This is a genomic window from Marinobacter sp. UBA2688 (genome assembly GCF_002352785.1).
GTDB classification, from domain to species: domain Bacteria; phylum Pseudomonadota; class Gammaproteobacteria; order Pseudomonadales; family Oleiphilaceae; genus Marinobacter; species Marinobacter salarius.
Genome location: NZ_DELU01000023.1, coordinates 155118 through 171908, shown reverse-complemented (window position 1 = coordinate 171908; position 16791 = coordinate 155118). Strand labels below are relative to the sequence as shown.

The 16791-nt window shown below is 56.6% G+C and carries 17 protein-coding genes; 10 read left to right on the top strand and 7 right to left on the bottom strand.

The window, feature by feature from the left end:
* Positions 1–6 precede the first annotated feature (6 nt).
* The 6 genes from B3M52_RS12420 to B3M52_RS12395 form a co-directional block, all read right to left on the bottom strand.
* Positions 7–1134, bottom strand: a complete 1128-nt coding sequence (locus B3M52_RS12420) for a PQQ-dependent sugar dehydrogenase (RefSeq protein WP_151981576.1) — start codon at positions 1132–1134, stop codon at positions 7–9.
* A gap of 319 nt (positions 1135–1453) precedes the next feature.
* A complete protein-coding gene (gene fhuB, locus B3M52_RS12415) occupies positions 1454–3484 on the bottom strand; it encodes a Fe(3+)-hydroxamate ABC transporter permease FhuB (protein WP_151981574.1) in 2031 nt (676 codons plus the stop codon).
* A complete protein-coding gene (locus B3M52_RS12410; RefSeq protein ID WP_151981572.1) occupies positions 3474–4406 on the bottom strand; it encodes an iron-siderophore ABC transporter substrate-binding protein in 933 nt (310 codons plus the stop codon). The genes fhuB and B3M52_RS12410 overlap by 11 nt, the downstream gene beginning before the upstream one ends.
* The gene (locus B3M52_RS12405; protein ID WP_151981570.1) at positions 4396–5169 is read right to left on the bottom strand and encodes an ABC transporter ATP-binding protein; all 774 of its coding nucleotides are present in this window, start codon (positions 5167–5169) and stop codon (positions 4396–4398) included. Before B3M52_RS12405 ends, B3M52_RS12410 begins: the two co-directional genes overlap by 11 nt.
* An 85-nt stretch (positions 5170–5254) precedes the next feature.
* Positions 5255–7045 carry an ABC transporter ATP-binding protein gene (locus tag B3M52_RS12400; RefSeq protein WP_151981568.1) on the bottom strand — a complete coding sequence of 597 codons (1791 nt, stop codon included), beginning with the start codon at positions 7043–7045 and terminating at the stop codon, positions 5255–5257.
* Positions 7046–7115: 70 nt separating this feature from the next.
* A complete protein-coding gene (locus tag B3M52_RS12395; protein WP_041336161.1) occupies positions 7116–7568 on the bottom strand; it encodes a YaiI/YqxD family protein in 453 nt (150 codons plus the stop codon).
* A gap of 123 nt (positions 7569–7691) precedes the next feature.
* Here B3M52_RS12395 and B3M52_RS12390 point away from each other — a divergent pair, with 123 nt between their 5' ends.
* The gene (locus tag B3M52_RS12390) at positions 7692–8276 is read left to right on the top strand and encodes a histidine phosphatase family protein (RefSeq protein ID WP_091641784.1); all 585 of its coding nucleotides are present in this window, start codon (positions 7692–7694) and stop codon (positions 8274–8276) included.
* A 38-nt stretch (positions 8277–8314) separates the two neighbouring features.
* On the opposite strand, the gene B3M52_RS12385 is transcribed toward B3M52_RS12390, so the two are convergent.
* Positions 8315–9319, bottom strand: a complete 1005-nt coding sequence (locus tag B3M52_RS12385; RefSeq protein WP_041336153.1) for a glycosyl transferase family 90 — start codon at positions 9317–9319, stop codon at positions 8315–8317.
* Positions 9320–9424: 105 nt separating this feature from the next.
* On the opposite strand from B3M52_RS12385, the gene B3M52_RS12380 reads away from it, so the two are divergent.
* The 9 genes from B3M52_RS12380 (at position 9425) to B3M52_RS12340 (ending at position 16737) form a co-directional block, all read left to right on the top strand.
* Positions 9425–11395 (top strand): alkaline phosphatase family protein, encoded by a 1971-nt coding sequence (locus B3M52_RS12380; RefSeq protein WP_151981565.1) that lies wholly within the window; start codon positions 9425–9427, stop codon positions 11393–11395.
* A gap of 28 nt (positions 11396–11423) precedes the next feature.
* Positions 11424–11927 carry a copper chaperone PCu(A)C gene (locus tag B3M52_RS12375; RefSeq protein ID WP_286749637.1) on the top strand — a complete coding sequence of 168 codons (504 nt, stop codon included), beginning with the start codon at positions 11424–11426 and terminating at the stop codon, positions 11925–11927.
* A 170-nt stretch (positions 11928–12097) separates the two neighbouring features.
* Positions 12098–12691 carry a hypothetical protein gene (locus B3M52_RS12370; RefSeq protein WP_075195950.1) on the top strand — a complete coding sequence of 198 codons (594 nt, stop codon included), beginning with the start codon at positions 12098–12100 and terminating at the stop codon, positions 12689–12691.
* 86 nt (positions 12692–12777) lie between these two features.
* Positions 12778–13167 (top strand): hypothetical protein, encoded by a 390-nt coding sequence (locus B3M52_RS12365; RefSeq protein ID WP_127400808.1) that lies wholly within the window; start codon positions 12778–12780, stop codon positions 13165–13167.
* 633 nt (positions 13168–13800) lie between these two features.
* The gene (locus B3M52_RS12360; protein WP_151981559.1) at positions 13801–14133 is read left to right on the top strand and encodes a hypothetical protein; all 333 of its coding nucleotides are present in this window, start codon (positions 13801–13803) and stop codon (positions 14131–14133) included.
* On the top strand, positions 14130–14639 hold the full coding sequence (locus B3M52_RS12355) for a hypothetical protein (protein WP_286749635.1): 510 nt from the start codon (positions 14130–14132) through the stop codon (positions 14637–14639). Before B3M52_RS12360 ends, B3M52_RS12355 begins: the two co-directional genes overlap by 4 nt.
* Before the next feature lie 632 nt (positions 14640–15271).
* The gene (locus B3M52_RS12350; RefSeq protein ID WP_151981555.1) at positions 15272–15694 is read left to right on the top strand and encodes a GNAT family N-acetyltransferase; all 423 of its coding nucleotides are present in this window, start codon (positions 15272–15274) and stop codon (positions 15692–15694) included.
* On the top strand, positions 15691–16014 hold the full coding sequence (locus B3M52_RS12345; RefSeq protein ID WP_085681446.1) for a hypothetical protein: 324 nt from the start codon (positions 15691–15693) through the stop codon (positions 16012–16014). The genes B3M52_RS12350 and B3M52_RS12345 overlap by 4 nt, the downstream gene beginning before the upstream one ends.
* Positions 16015–16146: 132 nt before the next feature.
* Positions 16147–16737 carry a hypothetical protein gene (locus B3M52_RS12340; protein WP_075195943.1) on the top strand — a complete coding sequence of 197 codons (591 nt, stop codon included), beginning with the start codon at positions 16147–16149 and terminating at the stop codon, positions 16735–16737.
* Positions 16738–16791: the final 54 nt, after the last annotated feature.

The window sequence follows — 16791 nt, the reverse complement described above, 5'->3', positions numbered from 1 at the left end:
GTCGAACTATTCTGCTGGAACTATCCGGTAGACCTTGCCGTTGTCCGCGTCCGTCAACAGCCACAATGCACCGTCGGGCCCCATTCGCACATCACGGATGCGTTCGCCCAGGTCTTCCAGAAGATCTTCTTCTTCCCTGACCGTGCCGTTCTCAATGCTCAGGCGCACCAGCTTCTGCATTTTCAGGGCACCCACAAACAGATCTCCCCGCCACTCCGGGAATTCGTCACCGGTATAGAATGCCATGCCCGAGGGGGCAATGGACGGGTCCCAATAGTGCAGCGGGTCGGTCACACCCTCCATGGTGGTTTTGCTGGTGATGGGCACCCCGGAGTAGTCGATGCCATAGGTGACGTCTGGCCAGCCGTAGTTGTTACCCGCACGGATGATGTTGATCTCGTCGCCACCCCTGGGGCCGTGCTCATGGCTCCAGATGTCGCCTGTTTGCGGGTGAATGGTCATGCCCTGAATGTTGCGGTTGCCGTAGGTGAAGAAGGTGTCATTCACTGACGGGTCGTCGACAAACGGATTGCCCGGCGCGGGGGCGCCGTCAACGGTCAGGCGGTGAACGCCGCCGGCATCGTCATCGGTGGCCTGGGCACGATCCATTTCACCCCGGTCGCCCACCGCGACGTACAGATTGCCATCGCGATCAAACTCCATGCGGCCCGCGAAATGACGGCTGGTGTTGCCTCGGGGGAGGGCCTCGAAAATCACTTCAACCTCTGACAGCCGGTCGCCGTCCAACGTTGCACGAGCCACTCTGGTCGTCAGCCCGTCGCGGCTGATCTTATGGGCGTAACTCAGGAACAGAGTGCGATTGTTTTCGAAGTCCGGATGCAGGATCACATCCAGCAGGCCACCCTGGCCGGAGACCACCAGCTTGGGAACACCGGCAATTGGCTTGTCCTGCAATTCACCATTCTCGATTCGGCGTAGCCGGCCTTCGCGCTCGGTCACCAACTGTGAACCATCGGGGAGAAAGGCGAGGCTCCAGGGATGTTCCAGGCCTTCCGCGACCGTATCCAGATGAAATTCGGCTTTGTCTGAGCTGAACGTTTGCCCGAAGGCTGGCCCGGCCGCTGCCAGCCCAGCCAACGCCAGTAGAGTCGCGATGTTGCCGAGTCGGTTCATAGAATGATCTCCCTCCGCCAGGTTATTCCTGCATCGATAAAGTCTAGCATTTGATACGAACGGAATGGCCGGCAGTATCAGGCGATAACATTACGACCATGACGTTACCAGAACGATAATGATAACTATTAACATTTGGGCGAGTATCATGTACTGTTACTTCAATATCAACGGGAACCATCCATACCCATGGACACAAGGAGACGTACAATGACCCCGGAAGAGGAAGCGATTGAAGGGCTGAAACTGGCCGCCGGCGCCGGTGTGTTTGTTCTGATCATAGCCAGCCTCCTGGTGCTCTGGTGACACGTCCCGTCGGTCACGCTTTACCGTGCCGGCTTAGCCCCCACAAGAAGTAGACGCCACCAACCAGCGCAGCCAGCAAGCCCGCCGGTAACTGGTTGGGGAAGACCACAATGCGTGACAGGTAGTCCGCCAGGGCCAACAGAAGGCCACCCACCAACCCGGCCACGATCAATTGCCTGCCAACGGTTTGCTGCCCCAGTACCCGTGCCAGGTGCGGTGCAATGAGCCCTACGAAACTCAGAGGGCCAATCACCACCGTAGCCGATGCAGTCAGTACCGCGGCAAGCAGCAGCAATAGCAGGCGGGCTTTAGTGACAGGAAGCCCGAGGGACGATGCCGAAGTATCTCCCAGAGGCAAGAGCGTCAGGGGTCTTACGATCAGCGCCAAAACGCCGCAGATAAGAAGGATGAATCCCAGCAGCCCAAACGCTTCGGTTTCGGAAACCAGCCAGGTGGAACCGTACATCCAGTTCAGCAGTTGTGACGCGACGGTGCCGCCGGAGGCCATGACCAATCTCAGCCCCGCATCCATGAATACATACAGGGCCAGGCCGCCCAGCAGCAGTTGGTTACCGGCGAATCGATGTTTTCGGGCCAGGAGAATCAATAACCCGAGTGCGCCGGCCGCGCCGAGCGTCGCAGCGCCAAGCTGCCCGGCCCGGCCTACATCCGCGCCGGTGAGCACGATAAGAACCATGGCCAGCGCGGCGCCGCCGCTGATACCCAACATCTCCGGGCTCCCCATTGGATTACCTGTCATCCGCTGAATCAGCGTGCCGGCGAGACCCAATGCGACCCCTGCCAGCATGGCGGCCAACAGGCGCGGGCCGCGCCACACCCAGGCATTGTCCCATTGGGTGACAGGTGTCCAGTTCCAGCCATCCAGGCCTGGGGACCAACCCATGGAAACGACAACGGTCAGTGCGATCAGTCCGGTCACGATACCACTGACCAGCAACGGCGCGCGCCGCCTGGGCTGGAAGCCCGCAAGGTTGGATTCCTGCCCGGGCATGTGATGGGTGTTTCTGAAACCCTGTAACGCCAGCAGGATGATGGGGCCGCCAATGAGGGCCGTGGTGGTTCCCGTCGGCACCAGGGAGCCATCACCCCAGGTAGATGCCCAATGAGCCAGGGTATCCGCCAGCAGCAATAGCCCACCGCCCATGAGCGTGCTCCACAGGATGCGACTGGCTAATGTACGCGCGCCCAGCAGGCGTGCCAGTACCGGCGCTGCCAGCCCCACAAAGGCCACGACGCCCACCCGGCTGACAACCGTTGCCGTCATCAGTACCACCAGGAACAGAGCCAGTGCCCGAATAAGCCCGACCCTGGCACCCAGTGAACTGGCGGACGACTGCCCCAGTTGCAGCACCTGCAACGGGCGCATCAGCAGCAATATCAGCACCGAGATGACCAGCACGCGGGGCCACAGCTCCATGAACGGCCCCCAATTGTTCTGTACCAGGGAGCCGGCGCCCCAGATGAAAAGATTGCCCAGCCACTCACCTTTGAGCAGCAGAAACGCCATGTTGAGGGCGCCCAGGAAGAAGGTGATGACAAGGCCGGCAAGGATCACTGTCACGGGTGAAAAACCAAGCCGCCACGTCAGGGCGATGACCATGCCGATGGCGATGAGGCCACCTGCAATGGCCACCAGATCCGGGCTGAAGGCCAGTAAACCGGGCGCGAACAGCGTGGCAACGGTCACCCCGAATTGGCCACCCGCTTCCACACCGAGGGTGGTGGGCGAAGCCAGTGGGTTGCCCAGCACCTGTTGGGTAACCGCCCCGGCCAGACCCAGGCCGCAGCCAATCAGAATGGCGATGGATACACGTGGCGCCCAACTGAAGTGAGCCAGAACCGATGAATAGTCGTCCGGATTGAAGGCCCAGAACGCTGACACCACAGCACCGGCATCCAACTGGTTGAGCCAGGGAGCGGCGCTGGCAAGTAACGCGCCCAGCCAGAGGAGTGTGGCGGCGATGGGCAGCCTGGCGGGCATAACCGGCCGGGAGGCAGGCATGCCGGAGGTGCTAGCGTACATTGTCAGCGCCCCCGGCCAGCAGGCTGTCTGTCAGCATGGTGGCCAGCCGTTTCACCGGAAAAACCCCGCCAAACGGCCAGATGGCGTCGATCTCGTAAACCTGATGGCGGTTGACCGCTGGCAGGTACGTCCAGAACGGGCTGGCGGCCAGGGTGTCTGCAAGCCCGGGGGCGGTGGGCGCAATCACCACAATACGGCTGTCTTCATAAGGGGCTATGGATTCCAGGCCCACCACCGAGAAGCCCCAGAAGTTGCCTTGCCGGGGCCAGGCGTTTTCCAGCCCGAGGGCATTCAGGGCACTTTGGTAAAGGCCGTTGGGGGCATAAATACGCACGTGGCGGGCGTCCATGAAATTAATCAGTGCAACCGGCCGGTCTGTCAGTCCCGCCGCTTCCAGCCGGCGGCGTTGCGTTTCCAGAGTGGTGTCAATATCCGCCAGAATCGATTCGGTGCGAGCCTCGCGGCCCAGCATCTCGCCGAGGGTGGTCAGCATGTCACTGGCTTTCTCGAAGGGTTGACTGCCCTCTTTGTACACACTGATAACGTAAGTGGGGGCGATACGCTCCAGCAGTTTTGCGGCGGGCGCCATTTCGGCACTGGTAACAATCAGATCCGGTTTGAGTTCGGCAATGGCTTCGAGGCTGGGGGCGACGCGGGTGCCGATGTTGGCAACCTCCTCTGGAAGCTGCGGCTCATTCACCCACACGTCATAGCCATCGCGGTCAGCGACGCCCACGGGCGTCACGCCCAGCAACAGCAAGGCTTCTGTGGCGGCCCAATTGAGGGCAACAACCCGCTCAGGTTGCTCGTCCAGGGTGAGGGTGCCGCCTTCATGCTGCCAGGTGCCGGCTCTGGCGGGCAGCGACAGAGCACCAATGAACACCATGGCAATCAGGGTTTTAGCCACACGCTCAGTGCACATACGAGACCCACTGGCCCGGCGCCCGCTCCATCACCCCCATTGGTACGCCGTAAATGGATTCCAGGATTCCCGAGTCCATGATGTCGCGTGGGCTGCCATCTGCAATCAACCGGCCGCCTTTGAGGGCCACCAGGCGGTCGCAGAAGCGGGCAGCCAGGTCGACATCGTGCAGTACCACAATCACCGTCAGTTCCCGTTCTTCGGCCAGGCGGTGCACCAGGCGCAGGGTTTCCACCTGGTGTTTGACGTCCAGGGCGGAAATCGGCTCGTCCAGCAGCAGGCAGCGAGTTTGTTGCGCCAGCAGCATGGCAATCCAGGCGCGCTGGCGTTCGCCACCGGAGAGTGTGTCCACGGAACGGTGCTGGAAGTGGCCAAGCCCTGTGTCGTGAATGGCCTGATCGATCAGCCGATGGTCTTCGCTGTTGTAGCGACCAAGTGGCCCGCGCCAGGGATAGCGCCCCAGGGCGACGAGTTCACGGACGGTCAGGCCGTCTGTGCCCGGCGGATGTTGCGGCAGATAACCGACCGTGCGGGCGAATTCCCGCGCACCGGTGGTCCGGAACGAGCTGCCCAGCAGGCTTGCATCGCCCGCCGAGGGGGACAGCTGGCGGGCCAGCACTTTCAATAACGTGGACTTGCCGGAGCCATTGTGACCGAGCAGGGCAGTGACCTCGCCTTCACGAAACTCGATGTTGATGTTGTCAAGGATGGCAGCGTCACCAATGTGCACGCCCAGGCTGGATACTTCAAAGAACGCAGACATGCAGGCTCCCATGGATCTGAGGGCCTGCAGAATAATCTAAATGCGAATTACTATCAATGTGTACCTGGCAATGTATGGCGTGCTGTCAGGCCTGACCGGTCTGTACGCGCCATTGTGCGGAATAGGGGCCGTTGTTCTCCAGCAGTTCCTCATGGCGGCCGGATTCCAGAATGCGCCCGCCGGCTACCACGGCAATGGTATCGGCATCCACAATGGTGGACAGCCGATGCGCGATCATGATCACGGTGCGATTGTGCCCGATCCGCTTCAGGGAGCGCTGGATGGCCGCCTCGGTTTCGTTGTCCACGGCACTCGTGGCTTCGTCGAGCACCAGAATGGGCGGGTCTTTCAGCAGTGCGCGGGCCAGTGAAAGGCGCTGGCGCTGGCCACCGGAAAGCCGAACTCCTCGTTCACCCACGGCGGTGGCAAGCCCTTCGGGCAGTGCCTCGATGAATGACCAGGCCTCCGCCGTCCTGGCCGCTTCGATAATCTGTTCGTCACTCGCGCCGGGGGAGCCGTAGGCGAGATTGTCACGAATGCTGCCCTCAAACAGGTATACGTCCTGGCTGACCAGGCCGATGGCCTCCCGCAGGGACTTCAGGCTGACGGACTGGATGAGCTGGCCGTCGATGCGGATCTGGCCGCCCGTGGGGTCGTAGAAACGCAACAACAGCTTGATCAGTGTGGACTTACCGGAACCGGTCGCCCCGACCAGCGCCAGGGTGTTGCCGGCTGGTACCGCTACCGAAATGTCGTCGATACCCGCACCGCTGGACGGGTAGTGGAAGCTCACGCCCTCGAAGGTGACTTCGCCCTTCACCGGCTGTTCCAGCGTTTTGCCGGATTCATCCCGAACGTGAACCGGCTCAGCCAGCAGGTCCAGGATGCGGCGGGTGCTGGCCATGGCCCGTTCAAACAGGTCGATTACTTCCGCAAGGCCGGTCAGAGGCCACAGCAAACGTTGGGTCAGGAACACCAGCACGCCGTAAGCACCGACGTTCAGAGAGCCTTCCAGGGCCATCATGCCGCCAACAGTAAAGGTGGCCAGGAAACCCGCCAGGATCGCCATGCGGATCACCGGAATAAACGCGGAGCTGATGCGAATGGCCCGGCGGTTTGCGTCCACATAGGCTTCACTGCTCGCTTTCAGCCGCTCCGCTTCCCGGTTTTCGGCCGTGAAACTCTTGATGGTGGCAATGCCGCCCAGGTTGTTGGCCAACCGGCTCGACAGGTCACCGACCTTCTCGCGCACGTCGGCGTACAGCGGGCCAGCCTTGCGCTGGAAGTAGAACGCGCCCCAGATAATCAGCGGAATGGGAGTAAACGCCAGCAGGGCAATGAGTGGTGACAACACGAAAAACACAGCGCCCACGGCAACGACCGTCACCACCACCTGAATCATGGCGTTGGCGCCGCCATCCAGGAAACGCTCCAACTGGTTGACGTCGTCGTTCATGGTGGCGACGAGTTGCCCGGAGCTGCGGGCTTCAAAGAAGCTCATGTCCAGCTTCTGGGCATGCTCGTAGGCGTCTTGCCGCAGGTCGGACTGCAGGCGCTGGGCCAGGTTGCGCCAGAGGATCTGGAACAGGTACTCGAATATCGATTCTCCGGCCCAGATAAAGAAGGTCAGCACAGCCAGGATGGTGATCTGCTCCTGAGCGGTCTCAAAGCCCAAGCCCGCCACAAAGCTTTCTTCCTTGTTTACCACCACGTCGATGGCGATACCAATCAGGATCTCCGGTGCGATATCGAACAGCTTGTTGATGATGGAGCAAGTGGTGGCGGCAATGATCTGGCGACGATAGCCGCGAGCGTATTTCAGCAGTCGGCCCAGGGCGGCAAAGCTGCTGGTGGTGTGGGGGGTAGACTGTGTCATGGTTCGCTCCGCTTGCGCCAGAAAGCGGCAAGCGTAGCGGATTTGTCGAGAATTTAAAATGGAATCATTATCACCTACTGGCGTTCTGTTGCAGCCAGCGGTCAAGCTTGTCGGCGAATTCCTTGCGGTCGGTCTGGCTGAAGGGCGCCGGGCCACCGGTGACCTGGCCAGCATTGCGCATTTCTTCCATGAAGTTGCGCATGGCCAGGCGCTGGCGAATATTCTCTTTGGTGAAAGCCTGGCCGCGCGGGTTGAACACGTCCGCGCCTTTTTCGATGGCTTCGGCAGCCAGGGGGATGTCCTGGGTGATCACCAGATCGCCTGTCTCCATCTGGTCAATGATGTCGTTGTCGGCCACGTCGAAACCCTGGGGTACCTGCCGGCGTTTGATGTAAGGGCTCGGGGGCAGGTTAATGGCGTGGTTGGCGATGAAGGTGGTATCGACCTGCCAGCGGGTGGCGGCGCGGCAGAGGATTTCCCGAATGGGCACGGGGCAGGCGTCGGCGTCGACCCAGATTGGCATGTTTGGTTCCTTTGTTGGTTCGGTGCTTGGTGAAGTTTACCTTTTGATGATGTGAGCCTGGTAGGTTTGGGGTGCGTATTAATTACGTGGTTGCATGCTTTGCGGGTGGAGGATCACAAACTTATGAAGACTCACAGTGTTCTTACTGCACTTCTTGTGTTTTCGCTGGGGCTGATTTCCCTTTTTGCAGGAACTGCGTACGCCGATGAATCAGAGGCCTGGGAGGCTCTCCGGGAAGGCCGGGCGGTTTTGATGTTGCGACACGCCCTGGCACCGGGAACAGGCGACCCCGCGAACTTTGATGTCGACGATTGCAGCACGCAGCGAAACCTGAATGCCGAAGGGCGCGAGCAGGCGCTGGCTTGGAAGGTCTATTTGGCGGAGCATGGCGTTGAGGAGGCCAGGGTCTTCAGCAGTCAGTGGTGCCGCTGCCTCGATACCGCGCGGGGAATGGATGTGGGGCCGGTGAAGGAGATGATGTCGCTGAACTCGTTTTTCCAGAACCGTAGCAACTCAGACATGCATACCCAGCAGACCATCGCCATTGTGAATGAAATGGAGCCAGGCCTGCCAGTGGTGCTGGTATCCCATCAGGTAAATATTACGGCACTGACCGGCATATACCCATCGTCGAACGAGGGAGTGGTTATGGCACTGCCGTTGTCAGAAAACCCGACGATACTGGCGCGTGTGTCGCCGGGGAGTTAGGCGCTCAAATCCAGGGCTCGATGTTCCCTATCTATCGGTCAACCGGCCTTCAGGCGTGGGAGGTCGTACACCTCCTGCCCGCTCAGGTGAAGGTATTTCTGGATCACCAGCAGTGCAATGGTCTGTTCCATCTGCTGATCGAAAAACTTCTCTACATACCGGTTGGCGTTGGCAATGATGGCCTCTGCCTGTTCAGGGTGATTCTGGTAATAGCGTACTTTTTCCGGCAGGTCAGAGTGGTCATCGGCCAGTTCTACATAGTGATAACCGGGCACCAGTGAGCCTTCCATGAACCAGGTTTCAAAGCGGGGCCGGCGCATCAGGCACAGGGAATTGGAGGCCATGATCCACTTCAGGTTCGTCGCCACATCAATGCCTTCCACGCTCACCACAAACTGGTGCTGCAGCTGTTCCTCAATGCTCATGAAGTCCTTGTGGTAGGGCTGGGGTGCGGGTTCCTTATGTTGGGTGCAGCCAATATCGCAGAGGGGGTGGTCATTAAAGCGGGTAGCAAATTCGATGCGGTGCTGGCGGTTGGACTTGCCGCGCCACACCGCCAGGGGCTTCTTTTGGCGGAAAGGTGTCGGGTCCTCTACAAACTGGTAATGCCGAACCGAGTTGAGTTTGAGCAATACTGAGTTACGGTTGGAGGCATCACGACGTACCGGGCGGCTTTTCACGAAACGGGGTTCGTTCGGGATTTCGGTTACATCACCGAACTGGTAGTCCACTTTTCGGTTCCGGGGGAAACACTGGATCAGATTGCGAAAATCGAAGCAGTAGGCGCTGCTTTTGCCGGCGAAGGTAAAGTCGCCGGCGGGTTCGGCGGTTGCTGGTAGCGTGAACGGGTTTGAAAGGCGATTGTAGTACGCAACCCTTGCGTCAATCGCCGCTCTGCGTTCGCCCGTCATCGCCTCGTATTCCGACATCAGCAGGTCGCACTGCCATTGCCAGTAGGCTCGAGGAACCAGGGAGCGCACCGCGTTTCCGGAGTAGTAACCCAGTTTGTGCAGGTTCTTGGAAAAATTGTCACCGACTCGCATTGTTGTCACCAGACGTTGGTTGAGGCGCGCCTTCCGCAGCACGCAAGGGCCCGAAATAGGTCAGGTAGACACCACTAAAACAGCAAAGTGTGTCAGGAGGATTAAATGAATGAGCGATCTTCAAAGCCCCTGTCGCCGGTGTTGGCCGGGCCTGTTCTCCGGCATACCTCTCTCAACCGGCTTACGCTCTGGCTGGTCGGCTCCTGTGCGCTCGCCCTGAGATTGCGCCTGTATCTGCAAGATGCGGATGAGCCATGGATGGACCGGGTACTGACGGAGAAGGACGTCACCAGGGTGCGATTCGGCGCCTCCGCCTACCTCTATCTGATCGACGTTGGATTGAACGACCCGTTGCCAGCCAACACGCGCATCGGTTACGACCTGGGCGTTTCGGACGACACCGTGGATTCGGTCGGGAGCGACGAGCGATGGATACGGGAATGGGCGCCACACCTGTGCCTGCCGGGCGCCGAGCGGCCTGACTTCGTGATCCGGGAGCGATTGGACCGGATCGCCCATGGTTCCTGCCGGCGGCCCCATTCCGCCGCTGCCGACGGTTTGGTGAGAGTGGATCAATCGTTACTGGAAGCCGAAGGCGATATCACAGAGCGGCCAGCATTGTTGTTGATGACCGGCGACCAGATATACGCGGACGACGTGGCCGGCCCCATGCTGCGGGCCATACATCACCTGATCGACCGTTTGGGTTTGTATGAGGAAACGCTCTCCGGCGGTTCGGTCAGCGACAGCAAAACCTTGCGGGAAAACGCAGACACCTACTTTCATAGGGAAAAGCTGCTCCCGGATGTGCGTAGCAATGAAGCGCTGATCGAGCGATTCTTCGGCGGTGTGCGAAAACCGGTGTTCACCACTGCCAGTGCCCACAACCACCTGATTTCCCTCAGCGAAGTGATGGCCATGTACCTCTTGGTGTGGTCGCCTGTGTGCTGGGAACTGGTCGAACGGGACCAGCCTGCGCTGGCTTCCAAGGATGCCGCCGTTTTTCAGGACCAGCAGGCCGCCATCGATGACTTCGTCGCTGGCCTGCCACAAGCTTCCCGGGCGCTGGCACACTTGCCTACCTACATGATCTTTGACGATCACGACGTGACCGACGACTGGAACCTGTCTGCCCTTTGGGAAACCACCACCTATGAACACCCGTTTTCCCGGCGCATCGTTGGCAATGCCCTGGTGGCCTACCTGTTGTGCCAGGGCTGGGGCAACAACACCGACGCCTTCGATGACATCATGCCCGCCATCAAGGAACTGGCCGCCTCCGCAGAGCAGGATGGCGTGTTTAATCACGCCGGGCAGGACCAACTGATTGATGATCTGCTGCAGTTTCAGCGATGGCACTACACCCTGCAGACGTCACCTAAAGTGGTGGTGCTGGATACCCGCACCCGCCGGTGGCGAAGCGAGCTTAATCGGGCGCGGCCTTCCGGCCTGCTGGACTGGGAAGCGCTGACCGAATTCCAGCAGGATGTGATGGGCGAAGACGCTGTCATTGTGGTGTCGCCTGCGCCCATGTTCGGTGTAAAACTGATTGAAGCCATCCAGAGTGTGTTCACCTTCTTCGGCAAACCCCTGGTGGTGGACGCTGAAAACTGGATGGCCCACCGGGGTGCTGCCAATGTTCTGCTCAATATCTTCGGCCACTCCCGCACACCGGAAACCTTCGTGATTCTCTCGGGTGACGTACATTACTCATTCGTCTACGATGTTCGACTGCGGCACAGGCCGGAACGGCCTAGAATCTGGCAAATTACCAGCAGCGGCCTCAAGAACGAATTCCCCCACACCCTTATGGAGTGGCTGGATAGGATCAATCGCTGGTTGTACGCGCCCTGGTCCCCGCTGAACTGGTTTACCAAGCGCCGGCGCATGCGAGTGAGCCCCAGGCTGCCCGAAGGGCGTGATGCTGGCGAACGGTTATGGAACAACGCCGGTATCGGCCTGGTAGAGCTGGATGGAACCGGTGCGCCAACCAATATCCAGCAACTGAATTCACGCTCTGGCGGCACACGTTTCCTGAAACCGGAACGCCACGGCCCTGACGACGACTTCCATTGAAACAACCATTGATGAGGTAACAAGGAACATGAACCCACTCCAAAAACTGGCCGCCAGCGCCCTGATCGCCTGCAGCACCCTGATTGTCACCCCGGCCGCCGCCCACGATCATTCCTCAGACTCCGTAACCATCAATCACCCCTGGAGCCGCCCGACGCCTCCCGGTGTACCCATGGGCGTTGGCTACATGGTGATCACCAACCACAGCGACAGCGACATCACCCTGACCAGCGCTACCACGCCCAGGGCGAAGAGCGTCTCCATTCACGAAAGCACCATGACCGACGGCACCATGAGCATGCGCCCTCTGAAAGGTGGCCTGACCATCCCCGCCGGTGAAACCGTGGAGCTCAAACCCCACAGCTACCACATGATGCTGGAAAAACTGGATGGGCCGTTGAAAGAAGGGGAGCGCGTGCCGCTGACGGTGAGCTTTGATGGCGCGGAAACCATGGAGGTTGAACTGAAGGTTGCGCCGCTGGATGGGGAGATGAAGATGGAAGGGGATGGGATGGATCATTCCGGGCATTGATTCGTAGAACACCGATTCCAGAACTTTGGATGCATGGTTTAAGTTTATGAACTATATTGAGTTTTTGGACTATGTGCGGGTAGGTGTGTGGAATTATACGAATGCTGGATATACGCCCGGAGTTTTGCGAACGAGTTCGTATAACACGCTGTTAAAAAGGAAAATAGAAATTGACAGTTGTGCCTGGTAAGGACTGGTACAAAGAGATTAGTGGGGCAAAATCCCTGCCGACGCGCTGCCCTTATGCCTCTGTAAAAAGGTGCCCTCGTTATTACCAAAGCATATCCCTTCATGGCGATATTGGAGGTACGTCGCTCAACGCAGAAGAAGATAATCAGTTGCTGAACTATTGGAGCAAGTCCGATTTGTGGCCAAAGGTTGAGGAGCAGGCGACCTCGGTCTTCAAAGTTGATGACCAAGTTTCATTTATTTCAAACTTCTGTCCAGAGGTGACTTACCAGCGCTTCGGCTTTTTCTGCTCTCATTTAAGCTTTTATACAGATAGCTTAGACAGGAGAATTGCTCACGAAAATTTATCCAGGCGAGGGGCTGAAGAAGATGATCTACAATGGCGATTCGAGAGTTCGACGGAAGAGCATTTTTCAGACTGCGATCTATATTCACTAATCCGTGAATCGGGAGCCTTTGTTAAAGAAAAGACAGAGCCAGAAATCTCGCCTTGGTGGAGAGAACATGCAGCGAAGATTGCTGTGGGTAGTATAGTTGCTCTGACAGCAGCTATTTTTAAATTCATATTTTCCTGATTTTTTAACAAGTGAATCAAGCCGACCGTTTTGCGCCGGCGCTCCAAACGGCGGCTTATTCTGGCGTTAATTTTCTAGGAGCCGACTTGGATCCAACTGAAAGATATGTTGAACGGCACTTACGTCACCGCGGTTTTAAAGACATTACTTATGAACCAGACGGTAACGTACCGCCCGATTTCTTACTGGGCGGCACTATTGCTGTGGAGGTTCGACGTCTAAACCAGAATCACTTCGATGGTGGGAAATTTAGGGGACTTGAAGAGGTAGAGATACCACTCTGGAGAAAAATTGATGACCTTACCAAAAGCCTCGGTCCGCCATTGTTTGGGCAAAGTTGGTTTGTTTTTTTCCGTTTTGCTCGCCCGGTTGCTCCATGGAAAACTCTTGGCCCAAAGATAAAAACTGCTCTCCAGTCATCTGCTGAGAATCCCCTTCAGAAAAAAAGGGACTATTTTTCGGAATGGAGATTTTGAACTCGACATTTTTCCGGCAAGCAACCGGCACTCAACAATGTTTTTGATCGGAGGTTGTAGCGATGAAGAGTCCGGCGGTTTGGTCTTAGCTGAGATGGAAAAGAATATTCGCTACTGCGCTGCCGAAAAGTTGAGAAAGGTCTCCAAAGTCAGAAGTAGATACCCAGAGTGGTGGCTTACCCTCGTAGACTATGTTGGCTTCGGAATTGACGACTACGATCTAGAGATGTTTCGCAATCAAGTCCGAATTGAACATGATTGGGACAGGATCGTGGTAATCGATCCTAATGAACCAACTAGATACTTTGAAATCTAACACATATGAGCCTTCTCGGATTCAATAGGCAATAGTCATTTTTTTGGCCGCGCCAGCGGCCAACCCAAACCGTGAGCGAGAACGCCTTCCTCCTCAGCCTTGTGGGGCTGTCAGGTACTCACAGTAAACACATATAGGGGCGCTCTTAGGTGGCCTTAGATCACGACCTAACCTCGGGGGCAGGGTCACCAGCTATTAAGCCTTTAATCCCATTCCAAGGGCGCGCATACCGCAAACAACATGGCTTTTGAGCCTAGCCAACCTTTGGGTTAACATTTGGCAGTCGTACGGAACTCAAGGAAAGGAGAGCAGGACACATGGAATGTCCAACCATTTCCGGACTTCGGCTGGACTCCGAAGATCTGGAAGCTATCGAAGCCATTCGAAATGCGCAGCGCAATGGGAATATGCTGGAAATCATGTTGCCGGCAGGTGTTCTAACCACCATTTTCCTCGGCAACAACTCCGCACAGGCTGCGTACAATATCCACTCCACGGATTGGGCTCAGTTTGCAGAAGCAATGACCCACATTTCACCGATGGTCAAAAAGAGAATTGTGACCATCTCCCAGATGCAACGTTTACGCGCTGGCTTGTCCTACGAACAGACTCAATTCTGGCGGGCAGTCGAGGCGGGGTGTCAGCCATGAGAATGGGTAAAGCAGCTATTGTTCTGTGTTTAAGTTGGCTTTCCGCATCATGTCAGGCCGGGGATGCGTCTATCTCTCAGCAGTATATCGAGTCAAATATAGAGCGATTGGAAGCGGCGATCGTGAGGTGTGATTCAAAGGCTGCTGAAAACGGCATGCCGGATTCAGACGTTTTCGATCTACTCCGGCAGTACGAGTATGAAGAAGTGCGAGTCTTTCTTATTACCCGAAGTGCGGCGATGGCGAATGAGTGCCAAAAGCCCCACCTGACTGATTTGGCACACACAATCGGCATGCTAGAGGCATCTACTGCCTACGCTGAGGTCGAGGATTTGATTTCCAGCGTGAAACCCCTGATGTATGGAAAGGAAACGTGGGCGCTCAAGGAAAGGTATCTTCAGTTGCCTGACGACATGAAGAAAAATCTCGAGTCGATACCGTACTTCCAGAAGCCTTTTCGTGATATTCCGATAATCGAAAGGCTGGAATCTGCGAATGGGCTGTAAAAATTCGCTGTACATGGATGGCTGATACGCCGCTCCGTTCTGTAAAAAACATCGGTGAGCTTCGCATTAACGCCCACGGAAAACCAGAGTGAAATTCGAAGTATCGAGCAAGCTTGAAATCAGTCCAGATGAGGTCAGCGAGCTTCTCACCATGAGAGGAGTAAACTCGGAGCTGAGCCCTCTTATACGCATGACCGCGTCTCCCCAATGGGCTAACCGACCGATCTTCGAGTGGCCTACGGGGCGAGTGCTTTTTTCGAGCTGGATACTGTTTTTTGGGATCATCCCGATCGACAGGCACACGTTCTTTTTCCAGAGCATGGATCGTCAACGGGGTTTTGCGGAGACGTCCTACTCTTTAACCAACAAGTTGTGGCATCACTGTAGGGACATTGATTGTAGTGGGGCAAACTGTCTGGTTACCGATACTGTTGAGTTCCAATGCAGAGTGCCCCTACTGACATACCTTCTCGCGCCAGCTTACCGGTTCGTCTTTCGGCACCGTCACAAGGTGCTAAAGTCATGCTATGGGGGCAGTGCAGCTTAACCAGTCAACTAACTGTAGTTCCGCCGGTGCTGCAGGAAAGGGATAAAGCCCCATTTCGGCGTTTTGAATCAGGGAGTAGCCATCGATGGAGTGGCGCAAGAACGAATACCTTATCACCGACGACAAATCCCGGGTGCAACTGGATGTTGTCCACCGCTTGCTTGCCGCAACCTATTGGGGGAGCCGCCGTCCCAGAGAAATTGTGGACAGTATGGTTGCTGGTTCCATTTGCTTCAGTCTTTACTGTGGTTCCAGGCAGATTGGTTTCGGGCGAGCCGTCACCGACAGCGCTACGTTTACCTGGGTAGCGGATATTGTCGTTGAGCCTGAGTTTCGGGGTGCGGGGCTGGGGCAGTGGATTGTGGAATGTTTGGTTGCGCATCCGACCATCAAGGGCACTCAAATGGTATTGCAAACCCTTGATGCTCAAGGGTTGTATGAGAAGTTTGGCTTTTCTGGGAACAGTGCTCTCATGAGCACCACAACGTTACTGGTTTATAGAGAGTGATTGAAATCACGGTAGCCTCGGCACTGATCGTCCTGTACTTGGTCTTGAATCGTGAGGATGTCTACGAGGTGCAGGTTGCCTATGCATCAGCTTTCATGGTGATTTATCTGGCGATCTATTTGTACGTTCCCCCCAAACTGGGGATAACGGCTACTCATTTGGGCCATATTTTCGGGTTTGTCCCGGCGGTCTCCTTTGGGGCAATTCTGTTCCCGGAATTGAATGCTCGATTTCCGGTCGGAGTTACCAGGTTCTGTGGATGGCTTGGGTTGGTGGTGGTTTTCTCAATCCTTTGCGTTTTGAAGGTCTTTGTTTGGTGAGCATTAGCCTTACTGGTGCTCTGTCACCAAGTTTGTAAGTGTTTGTATGGGTATATGGTGAAACCACGATGTACTTCGCAGTTGTAACTATGAAGCGGCTTTTGCGGCCGTTTATGGCGGGTGTTCGATGAAATGACGATTTCCATCCCTGGTATAAGAAACAAACATGGCGCCACAACTGCGGATGTGGTTGCAGAGCAGATTGCGCTTTGCAAAGCGAACCTTTTTACAATTGAGAAGGTTGCTTTTTTTCGCAGGCCCAGAGAAAAGCGAGACGAAATCAATCGCAGGTTGAGAGGGTGTCATGATTTCATGGGTATGGCTGGTTCTCGAAAATTCGGCTGTCTCTATCGCGAAGTGGGTCTAAATCCTGAGATCCCAGTAGTCTGCGAACACGCTATTCCGGTATCAGCAATGGTGTCCTTATACGAGGCAGGAATTCCCTTTGAGGAGTTAGTATTCTTCCCAGTAGCTCGAATTGCCAGAACCTCAGATCAAAAGTTTGGCCGCCTAGGCCTCACAAAATCTGGGCATGACCTTGAGCGGCCGTTCTTGCGCTACCATACCGCCGGAATAGAGGTTGAAACCCACTTCGGTGAAAAGATTTCCTGTAAGGACTGGAGCATTGAAGATCATTGGAACTTGGTAGATAAAACGCCGGAACTCTCAAACATTCGACAAGAAGTGATGGATAAGCTCTCAGTCGATCAATGTACGGTGTGAAAGCTACGTTACATTTTACGGCTCCGATCTTGAGATTTATACGGCAGAGCCGTA